Here is a 17,188-nt window from a genome sequence, read left to right on the forward strand (position 1 = left end):
ATGAGCCAAACGGTCGCTTATCTTTTTATATGTTTTTTGCTGGTTCCCGGCACGGCTCTGTCTAAAGAGCAGCTACAAAAAGATCATATTGTTATTGGTCGGTTCTCTTCGAGTGAATTAACCGGGTGGGAAGAGAAGGTATTTGATAATAAAACCGCCTATTTCTTTACTAAAATTGATGACCAAATCGTTTTAAAATCCGTTAGTAATGACTCAGCCTCAGGTCTTTTTAAAGAGGTGACCGTTGATATCCAAAAATACCCTTATCTGAACTGGCGCTGGAGAATTGAAAATAAACTCGCTCCGATGGATGAAAGCCAAAAAGCCGGTGATGATTATGTCGCCAGACTCTATGTGATGGTTTCTGGCGGGTTGTTTTTTTGGAATACCAAAGCACTGAATTATGTATGGTCTAGTCGGTCGAAGAAAGGCGAACGTTGGCCAAATGCCTTTGCGCCGGACAATAACCGGATGGTTGCCGTGAGAACGGCGGACGATCAGGTGGGCACTTGGTATAGCGAAAAGCGTAATGTTTATGACGCGTTTAAACACGAATTTGGAGAAGAGGTACGCTTGATCGACGGCGTGGCCATCATGACCGATACTGATAACTCAAATACCCGGGCAACGGTATATTACGGCGATATCTACTTTTCTAAGGAGTAGTGGTGGCTTTCCCGGCGGTCGGCTTGGAATCATGGATCATAATTTTATAAAAGGGAGTGATAGTAGATGCTCAACGCCTTATGCTTAATAATTTTTTGGCTGCTCGTTTCTAGTGCCCAGGCGACGGAAAACGCGCGAGCTCTGATTACCGGTATGGAAACGTTGATGTGGAGTAAGAAGAGCCACGGCATCTTTACCATGTCGATTAAAACGCAATACTGGCAACGCCAACTTGAGCTAGAGGCCTGGCTGGACCGACCGAACAAAACATTCATAAGAATTCACTCACCGAAAAAGGAAAAAGGTGTTGGGTCGCTGCGGATCGGTGGCGAAATGTGGAACTACATTCCCAAGATTGATCGCACGATTAAAATTCCTCCTTCGATGATGCTGCAGCCCTGGATGGGCTCTGATTTTAGTAACGATGATCTGGTTAAAGAGAGCAGTCTGGAAAATGATTATAACCATGAAATATCAGAGTCATTTACTCAGGATGGAAAAACGGTTTACCGCATCACATCAATTCCAAAACCGGATGCGCCAGTGGTTTGGGGCAAACTCGAATTCCTGATTTATAGTGACTTTATACCCTTGCAACAGTCCTTTTTTGATGAGCGAGGGCAGATCGTTAAAGTAATGAACTACAGTGATGTTCGTGTAATGGGCGGGCGAAAAATACCGACCCGTTGGCGCATGGTGCCGCAAGACAAAACCGACCAGTTTACTGAAATTGTGGTAAAACAACTGTCCTTTGACGATCCTTTGGATGATGAGTTGTTCAGTCTTCGTAACCTTCGCAATCCAAAATAGAGGAGGCCTCATGAGCATCGTCGAAACCCATGACCTAACCAAAACCTACCAGCAGAATTCGATTAAAGTGCATGCTCTTCAGGATGTTACTTTGAACATTGATGCGGGGGAGTTTACTGTCATGGTAGGGCCTTCGGGGTCAGGTAAAACAACGTTGCTTAATCATATCGGGGCGCTGGATACTCCTACCTCAGGAGAAATACGCATTGGCGGGCAGTTGCTGAGTGACCTTAGTTGTACGGCATTAACGAAATTACGTTTATGGAAACTCGGATTTATCTTCCAGGAGTACAACCTGATCTCGGTATTGACCGCACTGGAAAATGTTGAATATGTCATGTTGCTACAGGGAATTTCAGGCAGCGAACGCCGTAAGCGTGCAGAAGCGATATTGCACGAAGTCGGTTTGGAGTCGATGGCCAATCGTCGGCCAAGCGAATTGTCAGGCGGTCAACAGCAAAGAGTAGCAGTGGCAAGAGCGATGGTGACACAACCTTCCATTATTTTAGCGGATGAACCCACGGCAAATCTGGATTCTAAAACCGGCGCGAGTCTGTTGGATCTAATGAGGGATCTGAATGAACATCACGGCACCACGTTTCTCTTCTCAACACATGACCCAATGGTGATGGAGCGAGCCAAAAGAGTGATTCGACTAAAAGATGGTCGAGTTGACTCTGAGGAAAGGAGATAGTTGATGCGTATTTTATGGCTCACGCTTCGTAATTTGCTAAAGAATCGTCGCCGCACCTTGATTACGCTTTCATCTGTTATTGTGGGTTGCGCCTCGCTTATATTTGTTTGGGGGTTTATAGACGGTATTAACTCGCAAATGATTGACAACAGCACCGGATACGTGAGTGGTCATATCAAAATTCATCGTTTGGGTTATCACGATACGAAAGAGCTCAATATTGCTATCGACCAACAGAGCCCGATTGCTTCGCTGTTAGATCAGCAAAAGGGAATAGCCGGTTTTTCGCCTCGGCTGGAAGGCTATGCGCTGGCCAGTGTGGGTGAAAAGTCCAGAATGATGCAGGTGGCCGGTGTCTCGCCTGATGCCGAACCGTCAGTCACCCAAATAAAACAGGCCATTATTGAGGGGCGATACTTACAAACGGATGCCACCAATGAAGTGGTATTAGGTGATGACGCATTAATGGCATTTAACGCCGGCGTTGGTGATGAAATTGTCCTGATAACCCAAGCCGCAGATGGGTCTATCGGTGCAGATCGCTTTCGGGTTGTGGGTAGTTTTAATACCGGCATTGAGATTATGGATCGTAATCTGGCCTATATTTCATTGGCGGGTGCGCAGGAGTTATTTTCTTTATGGGGGAGGGTATCCGCATGGTCAATCAGGCTTGAAGATCGAAGCCAGGTTGACATGATAACAGCGGTTATTAGCGGTCAACTCGCTGACCAATATGAGGTACTGAGTTGGCAAGAGATGATGCCCTCCCTGTTACAAATGGTGCAGTTTCATGAGGCGGTCGCCTATGTGGTTCTGTTTGTGGTTTTTACCGTGGTCACCGCGGGAATTGCCAACACCATATTGATGTCTGTGATGGAAAGAACCCGGGAATTTGGCGTGATGATGGCGCTTGGCACGCAACGTTATCAAGTGCTCATGCTGGTACTCTCTGAGTCAGTCGTGCTTGGAATCTTGGGGGTTGCCTTGGGAAGCATTTTGGGTGTCGCCATTAACCAGTATTTAGCCGAGACGGGGATGGATCTCGGGCAATTTACCCAGGCCATGGAAACCATGCCTGGGTTGTCTGGCATGGTGTATCCGGTCACCGATATGGGGCATGTCTGGTTGGTAAATGCAGTCGTATTGATTGTCGCTATTTTACCGGCGCTCTATCCTGCCTGGCGGGCGTCTAGACTTCAGCCTGTCACCGCTATTCGAGGATTGCATCCTCAAGGCTGGACAGGACTGCGTAGTCGAACCGATAAACCCAGTCAAAGCCAGTGGGTGTTCTGGCAAATTGCCTTTCGATCGATGTTTCGTAATCCAAGACGTTCCATGCTAACCGCGGGTGCAACAGCATTTGGTCTTGCTGCTTACTGGTTTCTCTACGCCTTTGCTGATGGCTTTTTTGAACAGATGATCGAGAACTCGACCGGCCAAATGAGCGGCCATCTACAAGTGTCTGCCTCTGAATTTCGCCAGGACTATTCGCCTTCGTTGCGTATTGGCGATACCGATTCTCTGGTCGCAAAGGTCGCACAATCGGCCGAGGTTAAAGCGGTTGCGCCAAGGGTCATCGTAAAAGGCATGCTGGCCAGTGCCAGAAAAAGTTGGCCTGTAGAATTGAGTGGCATTGTTGCGCCAAAAGAAAAGCAAGTCACGACCTTGTTCAAGCAAATGTCACAAGGGCAATATGTTAATCCAGCGGTACCGGAAGGTATGGTGATCGGCCAAAAAATAGCTGAAGAACTTAGCGTTGAGGTGGGCGATAAGGTGGTGGTGACCATTCAGCAGGCGGGGGGAGACCTGGCCTCTGCCGCCTATACTGTGAGTGGCGTTTTTGATACCGGCAGCGAAGTATTTGATGGGGGTTATGCCTTCGTTAACTTTGACTCTCTTCACCGTTTATTGGCATTCAAACCGGGGGAGTCATCTGTTGTTGCTGTTCGTTTGCAATCCCGCTTTATTAGTCAGGAATTCGCCCGGCAGTTAGCCCAACAGGTTGATGGATCTAAGTTATTAGTGCTGCCCTGGGAGCAGGTTATGCCCATTGTGGTTCAGATGGTTGACCTAACCCAAATTGATTTTTACCTGATATTGGTGGTGTTTATCGTCGTTGCCATGGGCGTAATGAATACCATGCTGATGTCGGTATTAGAGCGGACGCGAGAGTTTGGCGTGATGATGGCGCTGGGTACCGAAGGCCACCAAGTGATTCGACTGGTTTTGTATGAGGCCATCGTACTGGGGCTGGTGGGGATGGTGGTGGGAGCCATGTTAGGCACTGCAATAACCGCTTACTATGCCCACTTCGGCATTGACCTATCGGGTTTAAGTAAATCTATGCAGACGATTCCGGGCATGACCGATATTATTTACCCGGTACTCATCCTTCAGCATATTTGGTTGCCGAGTCTCTTGCTGTTTGTATGCGGGGTTACGGTATCCATTTATCCGGCCATCAAAGCATCGCGACTGAACCCGGTTGAGGCCATTCGTCATGCCTAGGCGTGCATACGGGGGCGCGGTAAACGGCCTGTTTCTGACAATAGGTTTCTTGATTTTGCTGCCGACACCGACCAACGGAATTGAACTTAACGGGTATTACAAAAACTTGTTTATTGGCAGTGAAACGATTATTGGCCCTGTAGAAGACTATTGGTTAGACATCAACCGCTTGAGGCTTGGCTTGTCAGAGCGGTGGGATAAGATGGAAGTAGACTTAGTTTATGATAATGAAATCCAGTTGGGCAGCTATCTTGATACCATCCAATTCAGGCAGTTTGCCGAGAGGGATGACCCCAGGTATTGGGACTTGCAAGGGAATACGATCGACAAAAATGATGTTTATGGGACGCACCAGCTCTACCGGGGGACGGTTCGATTAAGTGGTGATAAAGCCGATTTGCGAGTGGGGCGGCAGCAAATCAACTGGGCCACTGCGCTGATTTGGAACCCTCTTGACCGGTTTAATCCGCTTAATCCTCTACAGCTGGAAAGAGATGAGCGAACGGGTGTTGATGCGATGCTGCTTGACTATGATGTTCAGGATTTAAGCCGGTTGAGTATTGCTTATGCCCCTCAGCACAAACCGTCTGATGCTTCTGCCGCAATTCGCTTTAAAAGTAATATTGATGTTGTGGACTGGTCAGTTATGGCTGGGGAGTTCGTTGATGAGAAGAAACTGGGATTGGGGTTTGCAGGACAAGCACAGTTGATTGGATTACGGTCCGAAATCGTTTTCAGCGACCCGGACACAAGTGATGAGTATGTTGAAGTGGTATTAAGCGCTGATTACACCACTGATGATGGGATAAGACTTGTATTGGAAGGCTATTTTAATGGTGATGGGGAGAGTGATCCCTCCAAATATGATTTTAGTTTACTCATCAACGGAGAAAAATTGGGGTTAGGGCGGAACTATCTTGGCGGAAGTGTGGGGAAGGAGGTCTCTCCCCTCATAACTGTTGCGTTATATGGGATAAGTAATCTGGACGACCATAGCCACTTTCTCTATCCGTCGTTTAATTATGCCGTTCCTGCCTTTGAAGATCTCTATGTGGGGGGCGGAGCTCAACTGTTTTTTGGTAGCGCTCAGGACGAATATGCTTTTTTTAGCAATATTTACTATATGGAGCTTACACACTATTTTTAGTCACAGAAGAAGGAATATTAGAGAAACCAGAGGCCCAAGCATTGCTATCAAAACCATGCCCGGATGCCAATTAGTATCTCCGTGATATCAACTGAGTTTCCCTCATCGCGAGCAAAGTCGGCTGTCTTGCCCACCTTTCTAGACCAGTTAACACCTATATACGGTGCAATTTCACGACGTATTTCGTAACGTAACCGGAGGCCTGCTTCTAAATCCGAAAGACCCGATCCAGTTTCTGTTTCAACATCGTCCTTGGAAAAAAAATTCATTTCCAGCTCTGGGCTAAGAATGAGTTGTTGAGTGAATAGTAGCTCGTACTCCGCTTCAATGCGTGCGGCTACTCGTCCATGATTGCCCACAAAAAGAGCCGTATCTATTTCGAAATAATAGGGGGTGAGTCCCTGAACCCCTAATGCCAGCCAATGTCTATCGGGAGAGGGTTTTAAATCTCCACGCCAACCGAACTGAACGTCCCAGTATGGTGCAACCGCCTGGCTATAAAGCACTTGTAGTTCCGACTCTTCTGTTGCTCCGTTTGTATATTCGCCTTCACTTTTTAACCATAGCTTTTGCAGGTCTTGCCCGGCCCAGAGTTGGGCATCCCAGACGGTGATATTATCATCCCCAATGTCCCTGATCTCAAGCTGATTAACCATCATTTTGGCAAGCACTGGGTCATCTTTTACTCCAGCGATAACGGGCAAAACAATAAGTGAGAAAAACAGAGGGAAGAGCGTTTTTACATTTATCATGACAGACCTCTAACTCACTATTACTTCTCGAAACATGCCGGGCATATGGTAGAGCAGGTGGCAATGATAGGCCCAGCGACCTATTGCATCGGCAGTAACGAGATAACTGATTTTGGCGCCTGGTTGTACTATTACAGTGTGTTTACGTGCAATGTAATGATCATCTCCTGTTTCTAATTCACTCCACATACCGTGCAGATGTATCGGGTGGTTCATCATAGTGTCATTGACCAGAGTGATTCGGACACGCTCTCCATAGCTAAGGTGCAGTGGTTCAGCATCCGCGAATTTAGTTCCATTGATAGACCACATATAGCGGCTCATATTGCCGGTCAGGTGCAACTGAATTTCCCGCTGAGGTTCTCTTGTGTCTTGAGTCTTGTAGAGATTCTGAAGATCAGCATAGGTTAGTACCGTGCGATCGTAGCGCTGCAAGTGGTTTCTTAAACCTACACCAGGGTCATCAAGGCGGTAGTTTGGGTTATCGGCACGCATATCTACGTGAGGGCCAAATTCAGTTGTGGAGTGCTTTACTGGGGTGGAACTGCCAAAGCCTGCTTGTCCTGTTCCCATCATTCCTGCGCCTGGCATTTCACTCCCTTTCATTTTAAACGTAGGCATGCCAGAACCACTCATGTCATGCCCTTCGTGAGCCCCTTGACCACCCATCCCCATATCTGCATGGGTTAATATCGGAGCAGGATCCAAAGCGGGTATGTCGGCCTTCAGGTTAGGGTGAGGTGTTAATGTGCCCCTAGCATAGCCTGTGCGATCAATTGATTGGGCAAAAATGGTGTAAGCCGTATCGCTTTCTGGCTCGACAATCACATCGTAGGTTTCAGCAACCCCAATACGAAATTCATCGATGGATATCGGTTGAATATTTTGACCATCTGCGGCGATGACGGTCATTCTTAACCCTGGAATCCGAACATCAAAAAAGGTCATAGCTGCAGCATTTATAAAACGTAACCGGACTTTCTGACCTCTGTCGAAAAGCCCTATCCAGCCATCTGCAGGCGCTTGCCCGTTCATCAGAAAGGTATAGGTGTAGCCAGTGACGTCGGAAATATCCCGGTCACTCATGCGCATCTGATTCCACATGCGACGGTTGTTCCATGCGTTTGCGACACCATGTTCGTCGGCTTCTTCGAAGAAGTCTGCAAGGGTTCTTTCTCGAAAGTTGTAATAGTGACTGAGCTTTTTTAGTTTGTTGTAGATATTGCTCGGAGATTCGTCACTCCAGTCTGATAGCAGCACCACATAGTCTCGATCATAACTGAATGGTTCAGGTTCAATGGGGTCAATAATAATTGCACCATACATCCCCGTTTGTTCCTGAAAACCGGAATGGCTGTGGTACCAGTAGGTGCCGCTTTGTAGCAGGTCGAATTGGTACTCAAACGACTCGCCAGGTGGAATGCCTCCAAAGCTGAGGCCCGGTACCCCATCCATATCGGTTGGCAATATAATACCGTGCCAGTGAATAGAGGTTGTTTGATCAAGATTGTTGTGCACTCTGAGTGTGACCCGCTCGCCTTCTTTCCACCTCAAAATGGGGGCTGGTAGAGCACCACTGATGGTGGTGGCTATACTAGGGGAGCCAGTAAAATTCATTTCTTGATAGGCAATGTTTAAGTCAAAGAGTTTACCCTGCATGACAGGGGGCGCATCAGAGTAGCGCTTACTTCCCAAGAGAAGTGGCGTACTTCCCAGAATGGAAAGTGCTGTGGCGGAAGATAAACCGGTTACGAAACGTCGCCGGGAAAGGACTGGCTGGCGGCATGTATTCATATGAATAGCCCCTTCATCGAATATCCTTTAATTACAACTGATAGGTGTTGCCGAGAAACAGAGGAAGAGCCTTTAGGCTCTTCCTCTGTACGGGGCTATCAATTGCTACCAAACTGCCATTGTTTGTATTCATGGGCTGTCATATTCATATGTGGTTGTTTACCTCCTTGCACTGTATGAGGGTGAATGGAATGTCCGTGTGCCCGATCTTCACCTTTGTCCATATGAACATCACCTTCCTTCATCATTGGCCCAGCAGCAGTATCTCCAAACTTGTTATGAATATGTTGCACTACCTCATCAGCTCCTTGCTGTGTGACTGGCGCATCACTTCGTTGGTCTGCTTTACCTTCAGCCATTACGTTGGCACTTAAAAGGAGTGATAGGGCTGCCCATGGCGTTAATGTGCTTAGCTTTTTCATGACGTATTCCTCAGAAAATTTCGCTATCAAAATGATGATTTAATCATTTCACTTGACACTTGATCATATAGAGTCGATTACTGAGGTGGGTGGTCAATTGGGAATACAACGAGGGATACAGTTGGTAGCAAAGGGAGATAATAGGCCCCTTGTTTATGTGTGGTGTATGTCGGTGAATGGCTTAGTAAAAACGCACAATAAATACAGTGGCAACCATGCTGATCTTCCAGAACACAATCATCACTGTGGGTATCTGTTACATCTTTGATGTCATGGTCTTGGCCTCTCATTGTCGCATGATTGACGTTAGACTCAAGCTCGACATACGATGGAGTTAACGTTTCAGTGGTAGCCTCCACATTATAGGAGGCCAAAAATGCTAACCCTACTAAAAGACTCAATAGCTGGCTGATGCGCATAACTATAGCCATTCTTTTGCCCATCTAAACTAAAATACTCAACTTGAGCTTATAGTGTGGGTCTCGAAATGGTATTTTTGAAATATCTTTTTGAAATAATAAGTGTGCTTTTAACGCTGTTTTTAGGGGGCGGGCTTAAATGCTGTGTTCTGCTGAAAACAGGAGCATCTGGAGCTCAGGCCATTCAGAGAAGGGGGCCTTGCGGGATAAACGCAAGGCCGAGTTTTTATAAAGCTATTTATTAGTTTCCACCAACCATCTCAAACTTATGATCGGAAGCCATATGGTTCACGTGTTTGGGGACGGAGTGTTTATGCTCTGAAACATTGGCATCTAGCTCACTATTTTTGGCGTCATCAAATAACCACCTTTTATGTTGTGCAGCCGTGTGCTCCATCTTACTGGCAGAAGGGGTGCCGGTGTGAAGGTGTGGTACTGAGTTACGCTCAACCATTTGTTCCCACCTCTTACCACCATCAGCGGCGACACTCATAGATGTAGTGATTAACAGCGCAGTTGTGAATGAAATAAATTTGTTCATGTTTGAATTCCTTATGGATCAATTAAATACGGTTGTATAGATAAATGTACTGTATTGATTAAGCACCGTGATTTAAGGGGTCAATCAGGTGCATAAGAAATTTAAACGCGGGGAGGTTTGAAGTGGTTTTTGATGTTACTTAAAGGAAATTGAAATTGATATGGCGTAGCAGCGCCAGAGTCAGTTACTGACATTTTTTCAGCGTAAACAGGTAGTACGGCGCAAGCCGCACAGCTGCCACATTGGTGAGATGAATTGTAATCTGGGCAGTGGTCGTTCATGTCGGTACGACTCATGCTCATTTCTTCTCGGTGTTCCGCTGAGCCTGAAACAAAAAGACCAGCAGCTTGGGTATTTATCTGCTCGAATTGCGTTACTTCAGGGGATGACACAATCTCAGCCGTAACAAAGGGGGTTGCTAATGCCAGCAAGGGCAGCAATACCAATGTTTGTAAAATTGTGATTAACCTCTGACGTAACATTATCAGTACCCGTATATCTAATTTGAGGTTACTTTAAAGCTATGCGCTGGACATAGGTCAATAGGAGAAATCTAAAAAAGTTGATAAATAATCAGTCCTGAGACTTTTTATTCATTTATTGTGTTGAGGTTTTACCTGCCAACCCAGTGCTCATCCGCATGTTGAAAGTTAATAGCCAGTCTCGCAGGTCTGGGTCTCTGTTAGCGTCGTACCGTGTTAACAGCAAGACCGCTGTATCTGTATAGGAGGGCACGGGGTGTCTGCATATGAACAAAATACGCAGCAATCACCGGGTCTGGGCTTAAGCAGCGTTTTACAATTTTGGCATTCATAGAAAAACTGGCATGAGTTTTCTGGCATCATTTCTATTTTTTGATATCCGCAGTTCGGACAGGTGATTGCCGATTTGAGCTTAAGCGCCATATCTTTAGTCTCAAATTGCTATTCTGTCTGGTTAAAACTCACTTTCGCCCGACAATTCAGGGAACAGCACGCTCTGAGCATTGTAAAACACCTCCATTTCGTTGGATGTCACACCATCAAGTGAAATGAGATGGTTAAGTTTCTTCATAAATATCATGCGTAAATGTGGGTTTTGCTTCAGGTAGTGATCAATCGTCTCTAAATCTGTAGCGAGACTGCTGTTAAGGTGTTTTGCCTGCTTATAAAGGCTGGCAATCTGGGCGTCGTTAAGATCAAACTCCGTTCTTAGAATATCGGCAAACTCATGCTTTTCCCGGTCACTTTCTCTGTGGTCAGAGGCGATTACACGGTAAAGCAACGAGGCGAGTGCTATATGGATCGTTTCTTCATCCGCATGGTTGAATAATTTACTCTCAGTGGCCGACGACTCAAACCAGTGTTTAAGAGATTCAAACATTTTTAGTGCTCCTCGATGCGTAGTCTGTCTATTCAGTTGTTAAATTGTCAGTTGTTAAATCAATAGTTATTAAATGAATATAGAGACCGTTGCACGGCGTTATTAGCTACACAAAGACCTCTAATAGTGTACCGCAAGCCATATTGTTTCTGTATCGGGTGACGTCCATGACACTTTGTGCCTGGTATGAGCGGGGATGTTGATATAATCACCAGCCTCTAGCTTGACCGAACCTGAATCTTCAAAGGTTAATTCACCAGCCCCTTTTAGCACGATAACCCACTCATCTCTTTCCTGGTCATACCATCCCTCATTAGGTGAGGTGTGCCCATTAGATACAATACGTTCAATTGTTACGTTCTTATTCTCAACAAGGGTATTAAACACTTCCTGATCTAAATGTTCAGGGAGGTTTTCAAATATGTTGGTTTTATTCATCGCGTTTCATATCGTCTTTCGTGCTGGCTCCGTAGCTGAGAGTCGCTCGGATTATGATGCCCATAAATGGTTAGTGTAGGGTATAGCGAGGCGAGGTGAAAGGTGGCTATCTGGAAGCAATACTTGATTTATAGAGCTAGATGAATCAGATGGAGATGTCGTTATATGACAATGAACGAGTCGCCATAGGTCAATCATTGCCCTTATCGGTATGTCATAATTTTATTCAAATAAGCTAGGCTGTGTATGCATGCACACAACGACAATAAAAAAGGCATAACATGAAAGAGAAATATGCACTGGTGACAGGTGCTTCGGAAGGCATTGGGTTTGAATTCTGTAAAGTGCTGGCATCAAATGGTTATAACATCGTACTGGTAGCCCGCACCCAGCAAAAGTTAGAAAATGCGGCGAGTGAGTTGGAGAACTCATTCAGTATTAAAACGGCAGTGATCGCATGCGACTTAGCGAGCCCTGATGCTGCACAAGTCCTGTTTGATAAGGTCACTTCTCTCAATATAGCTGTCGATATATTAGTTAACAATGCCGGGCTTCTGTTTAATGGTTACTTCAAACAGATTGCCCTGAAAGATCAGGAGAACTTGCTTCATTGCAATATTGTTGCGTTGACTGCGCTTTCTCACTTGTTTGCCAACGAGATGGCAACAAGAGGAGGTGGTCGGATTCTCAATGTTGCCTCAACCGCCGCCTGGATGGCCATTCCAAATCAGGCACTCTACGCTGCATCAAAAGCGTTTGTGTTGTCTTTTAGTCAGGCGTTCGCCAATGAAATGAAGGCCGCCAACACAGGCGTCTCTGTGACTGTTGTCTGCCCAAGTTATACGGCTACTAAAATGTTAGATAACCCGGCCCAAGGGCGTGTGATGAAGATTCCTGCTTTTTTGATATTGGCACCGGACTATGTTGCACAGAAAGCCGTTAACGCCTGCCTGGCAGGGCGGCCCACCTGTATTCCGGGTTTGTCTAATCAGATAGGGATGGCCCTCATTCAAATGCTGCCGAAAATGTGGGTTGCCAAGGTCATTGGGCGTTTATATCGACGTGCTCAAAAGCTGAACCCTTAATATCGGTTGGAGATGGTATGAAGCGTTTACTGGTATTTGCGCTTTTGATCGGACTTTGTGGGGCAGGTCTGGTCTATATGCTAAAAGCGGAGCGAATAAATGCTCCCGAACCTGTGGCGATAACGCTCGACTCACCGTGGCGGATTGAAGCAAGCGAGACACAGGGTGAAGAGTCTGCGCTTGCAGAAGGGGCTTTGTTGTTTGAGGGCTGTGCTTCGTGCCATATGGCAGATGGAAGCGGCCGCAGTGATGGCAGTGTGCCCCGTTTGGCGGGGCAGAATGAAGCGGTGTTGGTGCATAAACTTCAGAAACTAAGGGGCGGGCGTGTCAATCTACCCGTTATGACCCCGTTTGCCCGAGCGCTTTCGTCTGATGATATCGTAAAGGTCGCTCGTTATATCTCAACACTACCGACGCCAGAAGGCGGAATATCCTCAAATCGTCCATATATAAAAAATTGCGCTGCATGTCATGGCGTTAATGGCGAAGGCAATAGTGAGTTGCTGGCTCCTAAGCTCTGCTTTCAGCATAAACAATATCTTAATCGCCGGATTAGTGAAATTAAGCAAAACACTCGCGGTGATGCAGATCAGGGGATGATTGCGATATTAAACACGTTAGATAAACAGGCGCTTGATCGTATTACACAGTGGTTGGCTGCCGGAACCTGCAATAGTCACGCTCAATACTCTATGCAGGCTCACGAACCCAAAATGCCGGAGAGCATTTATGAAGAGTAACCGAAGAGATTTTTTGCGTCTGGGTATGGGGGCTATTGCATCGGGCGTGCTGCCTGCGAGCTTCTCATGGAGCGCGCCAAACGTACAGCGCGTTCAGGTAGCTGTTGTGGGAGGAGGACTCGCGGGCCTTACCACAGCACGTAATCTGGTGAACAACGGTATTGATTCGGTGGTGGTGTTGGAGTCTCGAGACAGGGTGGGAGGGCGCACCCTTAATCTGCCACTGCCGGGAGGGCATGTCGTCGAGGGTGGTGGCGAGTGGATTGGGCCAGGGCAGGATCGCATTGCCTCACTGGCAGCAGACGTAGGCGTGGATACGTTTGATGCGTATTATGACGGTGCAGGTATCTATGAGATTCAAGGGCTGGTGTCCAAAGGGCTGCTGCCGGAGCTTAGCTTTAAGAAAGGTTATGACTTTACCCGGTTGGCGTGGCGCTTACAGTCAATGGCTGACCAGTTGCCGCTAGGGAGCCCATGGCAAGCGGCGAATGCGCATTACCTGGACCATATAACACTGGCAGATTGGTTAAAAGGAGAGGGGGCATCCAAGTGGACGGTAGAAGCCTTTCGCATTATTTGCCGAGCCATTATGTCGGGTTACCCTGAGCGCATCTCTCTGTTGTGGTTTTTACACTATATTCAATCCAGTGGTGGGCTGTTAGGTATCGCGTTGAATGATAACGGGCTTCAGGACTTACGATTTGTAGGCGGCTCACAGCAGGTGTCGATCAACGTTGCTAAAGCGTTGGGCCACCGGGTGAAAATGGGGGAGCCGGTAACCTCTATTAGCGATAATGCAACAGGCCCTGTTGAAGTGCGTACACCAAAAGGAACCTACCTTGCGGATCAGGTTGTGGTGGCAATGGCGCCGGCTGACACATTACGAATCAACTTTAAGACTGGCTTAACCGCCCAACGGAATGCATTGGTCAAGCAGTGGGCGGGGCTTACCCGGTTGCCGTTAATTAAGCATTCGGTTATTTATAAAACCCCTTTTTGGCGTGAGGCGGGCCTAAACGGTAATGTCGTCACCGATCACGCGCCACTGCAGTTGGTGTTTGATAATTCACCGCCGGATGCATCATTAGGCGTTCTAACTGCCTTCTTGTCTGCTGCTGAAGTACCCGCTATGGCCAGTGAACCCGATCGGGCAAGGTTGTTGCCGCAGGAGTTAAGCCGTTATTTTGGCCCTCAGTCTATGGCAACAATGGGCTACGTCGAAAAAGACTGGTCAACAGACCCTTGGAGTATCGGGTGCATTACGCCGCTGACTAAAGGGCTCCTTACATCGGCAGGCCCGGCCTTGCGAGCGCCTGTGGGTAGAATACATTGGGCAGGCACGGAATGCGCTGAAGTAGGTTGTGGCTATATGGATGGCGCCGTGCGCTCTGGCGACAGGGCGGCTATTGAGGTTCTCTCGGCGCTAACAAGCTAGGGCTCTTTGGGGGCGGTGATATTGAGTGTATTCCCAAAACATTCACTATACTGAAAAGGCTATCCAGTAAAGGTGTGAGTTCTGTTAGTTGAACAGTTTCGAGAAAGGGTATGGAATTCAAAGACTATTACAAAATTCTTGGGGTCAATGTCGATGCCGATGCTAAGGAGATTAAAACAGCGTATCGGAAACTGGCGCGAAAATATCACCCTGATATGAACCCCGCTGAAGGCGCAGAAAGCAAGTTTAAAGAAGTCGCAGAAGCCTATGAAGTGTTAAAAGATCCAGCTCGTCGTGCTGAATTTGACGAACTTCGAAAATATGGCGGCCAGTCAGGGCAGAGTTTTCGGCCCCCTCCAGGCTGGCAGCACTCCGGTGGTTTTCAACATCATGGGGCTCAGCATTTTGAGGGCGACTTCTCTGAGTTCTTCAACTCTATTTTTGGTGGCGAAGGCCATGGTTTCGACCATGCAGGCGATATGCGCCACCGACATGTCAGAGGGCAGGATATTGAAATTGAAATGCCTGTTTTTCTGGAAGAGACGCTTAGCAATCATGTTAAAACGGTAGAATATAAACTCCCCGTATTTGATGGCCAAAAACTCGAAAATATTAACAAGCGTCTGAAGGTGACAATACCGCGAGGGGTTGCCGATGGAGAACGCATTCGGGTTAAAGGCCAGGGTAAACCGGGCATGGGCAATGGCGCGGCGGGAGACTTATATTTACATATCCGTTTAGTGCCTCATCCATTGTTTGATGTGCAAGGCCACGACCTTATGATAACGCTACCCATTGCCCCGTGGGAGGCGGCACTCGGTGTAAAAGTGACTGTTCCTACGCTGGAGGGCAATATCAATGTGGTGGTTGCGCCCAATAGCCAGTCAGGCAAAAAACTACGCATTAAAGGTAAAGGACTGAAGGGAAAAACGGTGACCGGTGACCTGTATGCGATTATTAAAATTGTTATGCCTGCTACCGCGAACGAAAAAATCAGGCATTTGTGGCAGCAGTTATCAGAAACAGCCAAGTTTGACCCACGCGCTGATTGGGGGGTAAAAAAATGACAGAAATATCATTAAGTCTTCCTCTCAATGAATTGTGTCAACTTGAATGCATTGAACCTGATATCGTCATCGAAATTGTCGAGTATGGCATTGCTCAGCCGGTAAGGGGGGAGAAAACCGCCGACTGGGTATTTGATACGACCAGCGTTCACTGGATCAAAAAAGCCGTTCGCTTGCACCAGGACTTGGAAATAGATTGGGTCGCGGTGGCGTTGGTCATTGAGTTGATGCAGCAGAATGAGTCCCTGTTAAGGGAAAATGAACGTGTTCAGTACCTGTTAAAGCGGTTCCTTGAAAGTTAGTCATGTCGCTGATATCTGGCAAGAATATATCAGCGAGGTGGCCGCAAGGCGTAAATAGAGAATTCTCGATGCCTTGAAACGGCCAAACTAGTGATTAATTGGAAGCGTTCATTAATCCTCCATCACTTAAATAAACATAATGAAAACGACTCTTAAGTCAATTCAGGGTATAGTTCACCCCTCAACAATTCGTTTATTGGGGCACGTTTTTTGTCGATTGAAAGTACAATCACTTTTTTTGTTGCGATATTTATCTTTGGTATTACGCCAGGCCCTGGGGTCTTCGCAATCCTTGCCCGTGCACTGGTGAGTGGTGTGAGGTCTTGCATTTCTTTAGCGCTGGGGATGGCGATAAGTGACATCGCTTACCTTGTCTTGGCCTGCTATGGCTTAGCCGCTATTGCTGAGAACTGGGGTGAGTTATTCACTGTTATTCGACTGGTTGGTGCGGCATACCTGTTTTATCTTGGCTACAAGATGTGGGTGACGCCTGTTAATGTTGATGGACAACAGTTGGAGCATCAGCGTTCATGGGCTTCAATGAGCTTTGTTCAGGGCTTTTTAATTTCTGCCTCAAACCCCAAGGTTATACTGTTTTATATCGCCTTTTTACCTACATTTTTGGATGTGTCTGAACTGTCAGGCAGTGATATAGCGTTGGCTTCGCTATTAACGTTAGTGGCTTTAATGGCGGGATTGTTGTTGATTGCATTTTCCGCCTCATCTGCGCGACGCTACTTTAAATCTCACCGTTCAATGAAACGGTTGAACCGGTCTGCGGGTTCAATCATGGCTGGAGCGGGTGCTTATCTGCTAGTCAGGCATTCTTGAGGACGGCACCCTGTCGCAAAGCTAAGGCGGGTTGATTGAAAATGAACCAAACTCATGATTCAATGTCGAAACAACCTGTAGGGGTTTGCTTTGACGAAACCAATGGGCCGTTGGTCGCAGATTCCAGCTGGCTGAAGATTTTAATTTAGCTATAGATACTAACTTAACCGTACAA

Annotated in this window: 20 protein-coding genes; 11 read left to right on the plus strand and 9 right to left on the minus strand. The window is 47.0% G+C overall.

Translation table 11 applies throughout. The features are described 5' to 3' along the window. From MY523_RS02085 to MY523_RS02105, 5 genes are all read left to right on the plus strand, one after another. Positions 1–666: a DUF3047 domain-containing protein gene (locus MY523_RS02085; RefSeq protein ID WP_250657158.1), complete on the plus strand. Its 666-nt coding sequence runs from the start codon at positions 1–3 to the stop codon at positions 664–666. 66 nt (positions 667–732) lie between these two features. After that, positions 733–1,476 (plus strand): outer membrane lipoprotein-sorting protein, encoded by a 744-nt coding sequence (locus tag MY523_RS02090; RefSeq protein ID WP_250657159.1) that lies wholly within the window; start codon positions 733–735, stop codon positions 1,474–1,476. Positions 1,477–1,486: 10 nt separating this feature from the next. After that, the gene (locus MY523_RS02095; protein ID WP_250657160.1) at positions 1,487–2,170 is read left to right on the plus strand and encodes an ABC transporter ATP-binding protein; all 684 of its coding nucleotides are present in this window, start codon (positions 1,487–1,489) and stop codon (positions 2,168–2,170) included. 3 nt (positions 2,171–2,173) lie between these two features. Next, the gene (locus tag MY523_RS02100) at positions 2,174–4,678 is read left to right on the plus strand and encodes an FtsX-like permease family protein (RefSeq protein ID WP_250657161.1); all 2,505 of its coding nucleotides are present in this window, start codon (positions 2,174–2,176) and stop codon (positions 4,676–4,678) included. Continuing rightward, on the plus strand, positions 4,671–5,825 hold the full coding sequence (locus tag MY523_RS02105; RefSeq protein WP_250657162.1) for a hypothetical protein: 1,155 nt from the start codon (positions 4,671–4,673) through the stop codon (positions 5,823–5,825). Before MY523_RS02100 ends, MY523_RS02105 begins: the two co-directional genes overlap by 8 nt. Before the next feature lie 47 nt (positions 5,826–5,872). Here MY523_RS02105 and MY523_RS02110 read toward each other — a convergent pair whose 3' ends face one another. The 9 genes from MY523_RS02110 to MY523_RS02150 form a co-directional block, all read right to left on the minus strand. Then, complete coding sequence (locus MY523_RS02110; RefSeq protein WP_250657163.1) at positions 5,873–6,577, minus strand: copper resistance protein B; 705 nt, start codon at positions 6,575–6,577, stop codon at positions 5,873–5,875. 9 nt (positions 6,578–6,586) lie between these two features. Further along, a complete protein-coding gene (locus tag MY523_RS02115; RefSeq protein WP_250657164.1) occupies positions 6,587–8,371 on the minus strand; it encodes a copper resistance system multicopper oxidase in 1,785 nt (594 codons plus the stop codon). A gap of 98 nt (positions 8,372–8,469) precedes the next feature. Then, positions 8,470–8,793, minus strand: a complete 324-nt coding sequence (locus MY523_RS02120) for a hypothetical protein (protein ID WP_250657165.1) — start codon at positions 8,791–8,793, stop codon at positions 8,470–8,472. A gap of 77 nt (positions 8,794–8,870) precedes the next feature. Then, positions 8,871–9,224 carry a hypothetical protein gene (locus MY523_RS02125; RefSeq protein ID WP_250657166.1) on the minus strand — a complete coding sequence of 118 codons (354 nt, stop codon included), beginning with the start codon at positions 9,222–9,224 and terminating at the stop codon, positions 8,871–8,873. A 229-nt stretch (positions 9,225–9,453) separates the two neighbouring features. Beyond that, on the minus strand, positions 9,454–9,753 hold the full coding sequence (locus MY523_RS02130) for a hypothetical protein (RefSeq protein ID WP_250657167.1): 300 nt from the start codon (positions 9,751–9,753) through the stop codon (positions 9,454–9,456). A 101-nt stretch (positions 9,754–9,854) separates the two neighbouring features. After that, positions 9,855–10,235 carry a hypothetical protein gene (locus MY523_RS02135; protein WP_250657168.1) on the minus strand — a complete coding sequence of 127 codons (381 nt, stop codon included), beginning with the start codon at positions 10,233–10,235 and terminating at the stop codon, positions 9,855–9,857. A 216-nt stretch (positions 10,236–10,451) separates the two neighbouring features. After that, the gene (locus tag MY523_RS02140) at positions 10,452–10,658 is read right to left on the minus strand and encodes a GDCCVxC domain-containing (seleno)protein (protein ID WP_250657169.1); all 207 of its coding nucleotides are present in this window, start codon (positions 10,656–10,658) and stop codon (positions 10,452–10,454) included. 31 nt (positions 10,659–10,689) lie between these two features. Then, positions 10,690–11,115, minus strand: a complete 426-nt coding sequence (locus MY523_RS02145; protein WP_250657170.1) for a TerB family tellurite resistance protein — start codon at positions 11,113–11,115, stop codon at positions 10,690–10,692. A gap of 120 nt (positions 11,116–11,235) precedes the next feature. Further along, on the minus strand, positions 11,236–11,553 hold the full coding sequence (locus tag MY523_RS02150; protein ID WP_250657171.1) for a cupin domain-containing protein: 318 nt from the start codon (positions 11,551–11,553) through the stop codon (positions 11,236–11,238). A gap of 281 nt (positions 11,554–11,834) precedes the next feature. Between MY523_RS02150 and MY523_RS02155 the strand changes: the two genes are divergently transcribed. The 6 genes from MY523_RS02155 to MY523_RS02180 all read left to right on the plus strand — a co-directional run bounded on the left by MY523_RS02155 (position 11,835) and on the right by MY523_RS02180 (position 17,013). Then, the gene (locus MY523_RS02155) at positions 11,835–12,638 is read left to right on the plus strand and encodes an SDR family NAD(P)-dependent oxidoreductase (protein ID WP_250657172.1); all 804 of its coding nucleotides are present in this window, start codon (positions 11,835–11,837) and stop codon (positions 12,636–12,638) included. Positions 12,639–12,655: 17 nt separating this feature from the next. Beyond that, positions 12,656–13,378 carry a c-type cytochrome gene (locus MY523_RS02160; RefSeq protein ID WP_250657173.1) on the plus strand — a complete coding sequence of 241 codons (723 nt, stop codon included), beginning with the start codon at positions 12,656–12,658 and terminating at the stop codon, positions 13,376–13,378. Beyond that, on the plus strand, positions 13,368–14,813 hold the full coding sequence (locus MY523_RS02165) for a flavin monoamine oxidase family protein (RefSeq protein ID WP_250657174.1): 1,446 nt from the start codon (positions 13,368–13,370) through the stop codon (positions 14,811–14,813). The genes MY523_RS02160 and MY523_RS02165 overlap by 11 nt, the downstream gene beginning before the upstream one ends. A gap of 110 nt (positions 14,814–14,923) precedes the next feature. Beyond that, positions 14,924–15,880: a DnaJ C-terminal domain-containing protein gene (locus MY523_RS02170; protein WP_250657175.1), complete on the plus strand. Its 957-nt coding sequence runs from the start codon at positions 14,924–14,926 to the stop codon at positions 15,878–15,880. Continuing rightward, positions 15,877–16,182 carry a chaperone modulator CbpM gene (locus tag MY523_RS02175; protein WP_250657176.1) on the plus strand — a complete coding sequence of 102 codons (306 nt, stop codon included), beginning with the start codon at positions 15,877–15,879 and terminating at the stop codon, positions 16,180–16,182. Before MY523_RS02170 ends, MY523_RS02175 begins: the two co-directional genes overlap by 4 nt. Before the next feature lie 210 nt (positions 16,183–16,392). Beyond that, on the plus strand, positions 16,393–17,013 hold the full coding sequence (locus tag MY523_RS02180; RefSeq protein ID WP_250657177.1) for a LysE family translocator: 621 nt from the start codon (positions 16,393–16,395) through the stop codon (positions 17,011–17,013). Positions 17,014–17,188 lie beyond the last annotated feature (175 nt).

It is taken from the genome of Alkalimarinus coralli (assembly GCF_023650515.1).
GTDB lineage: Bacteria > Pseudomonadota > Gammaproteobacteria > Pseudomonadales > Oleiphilaceae > Alkalimarinus > Alkalimarinus coralli.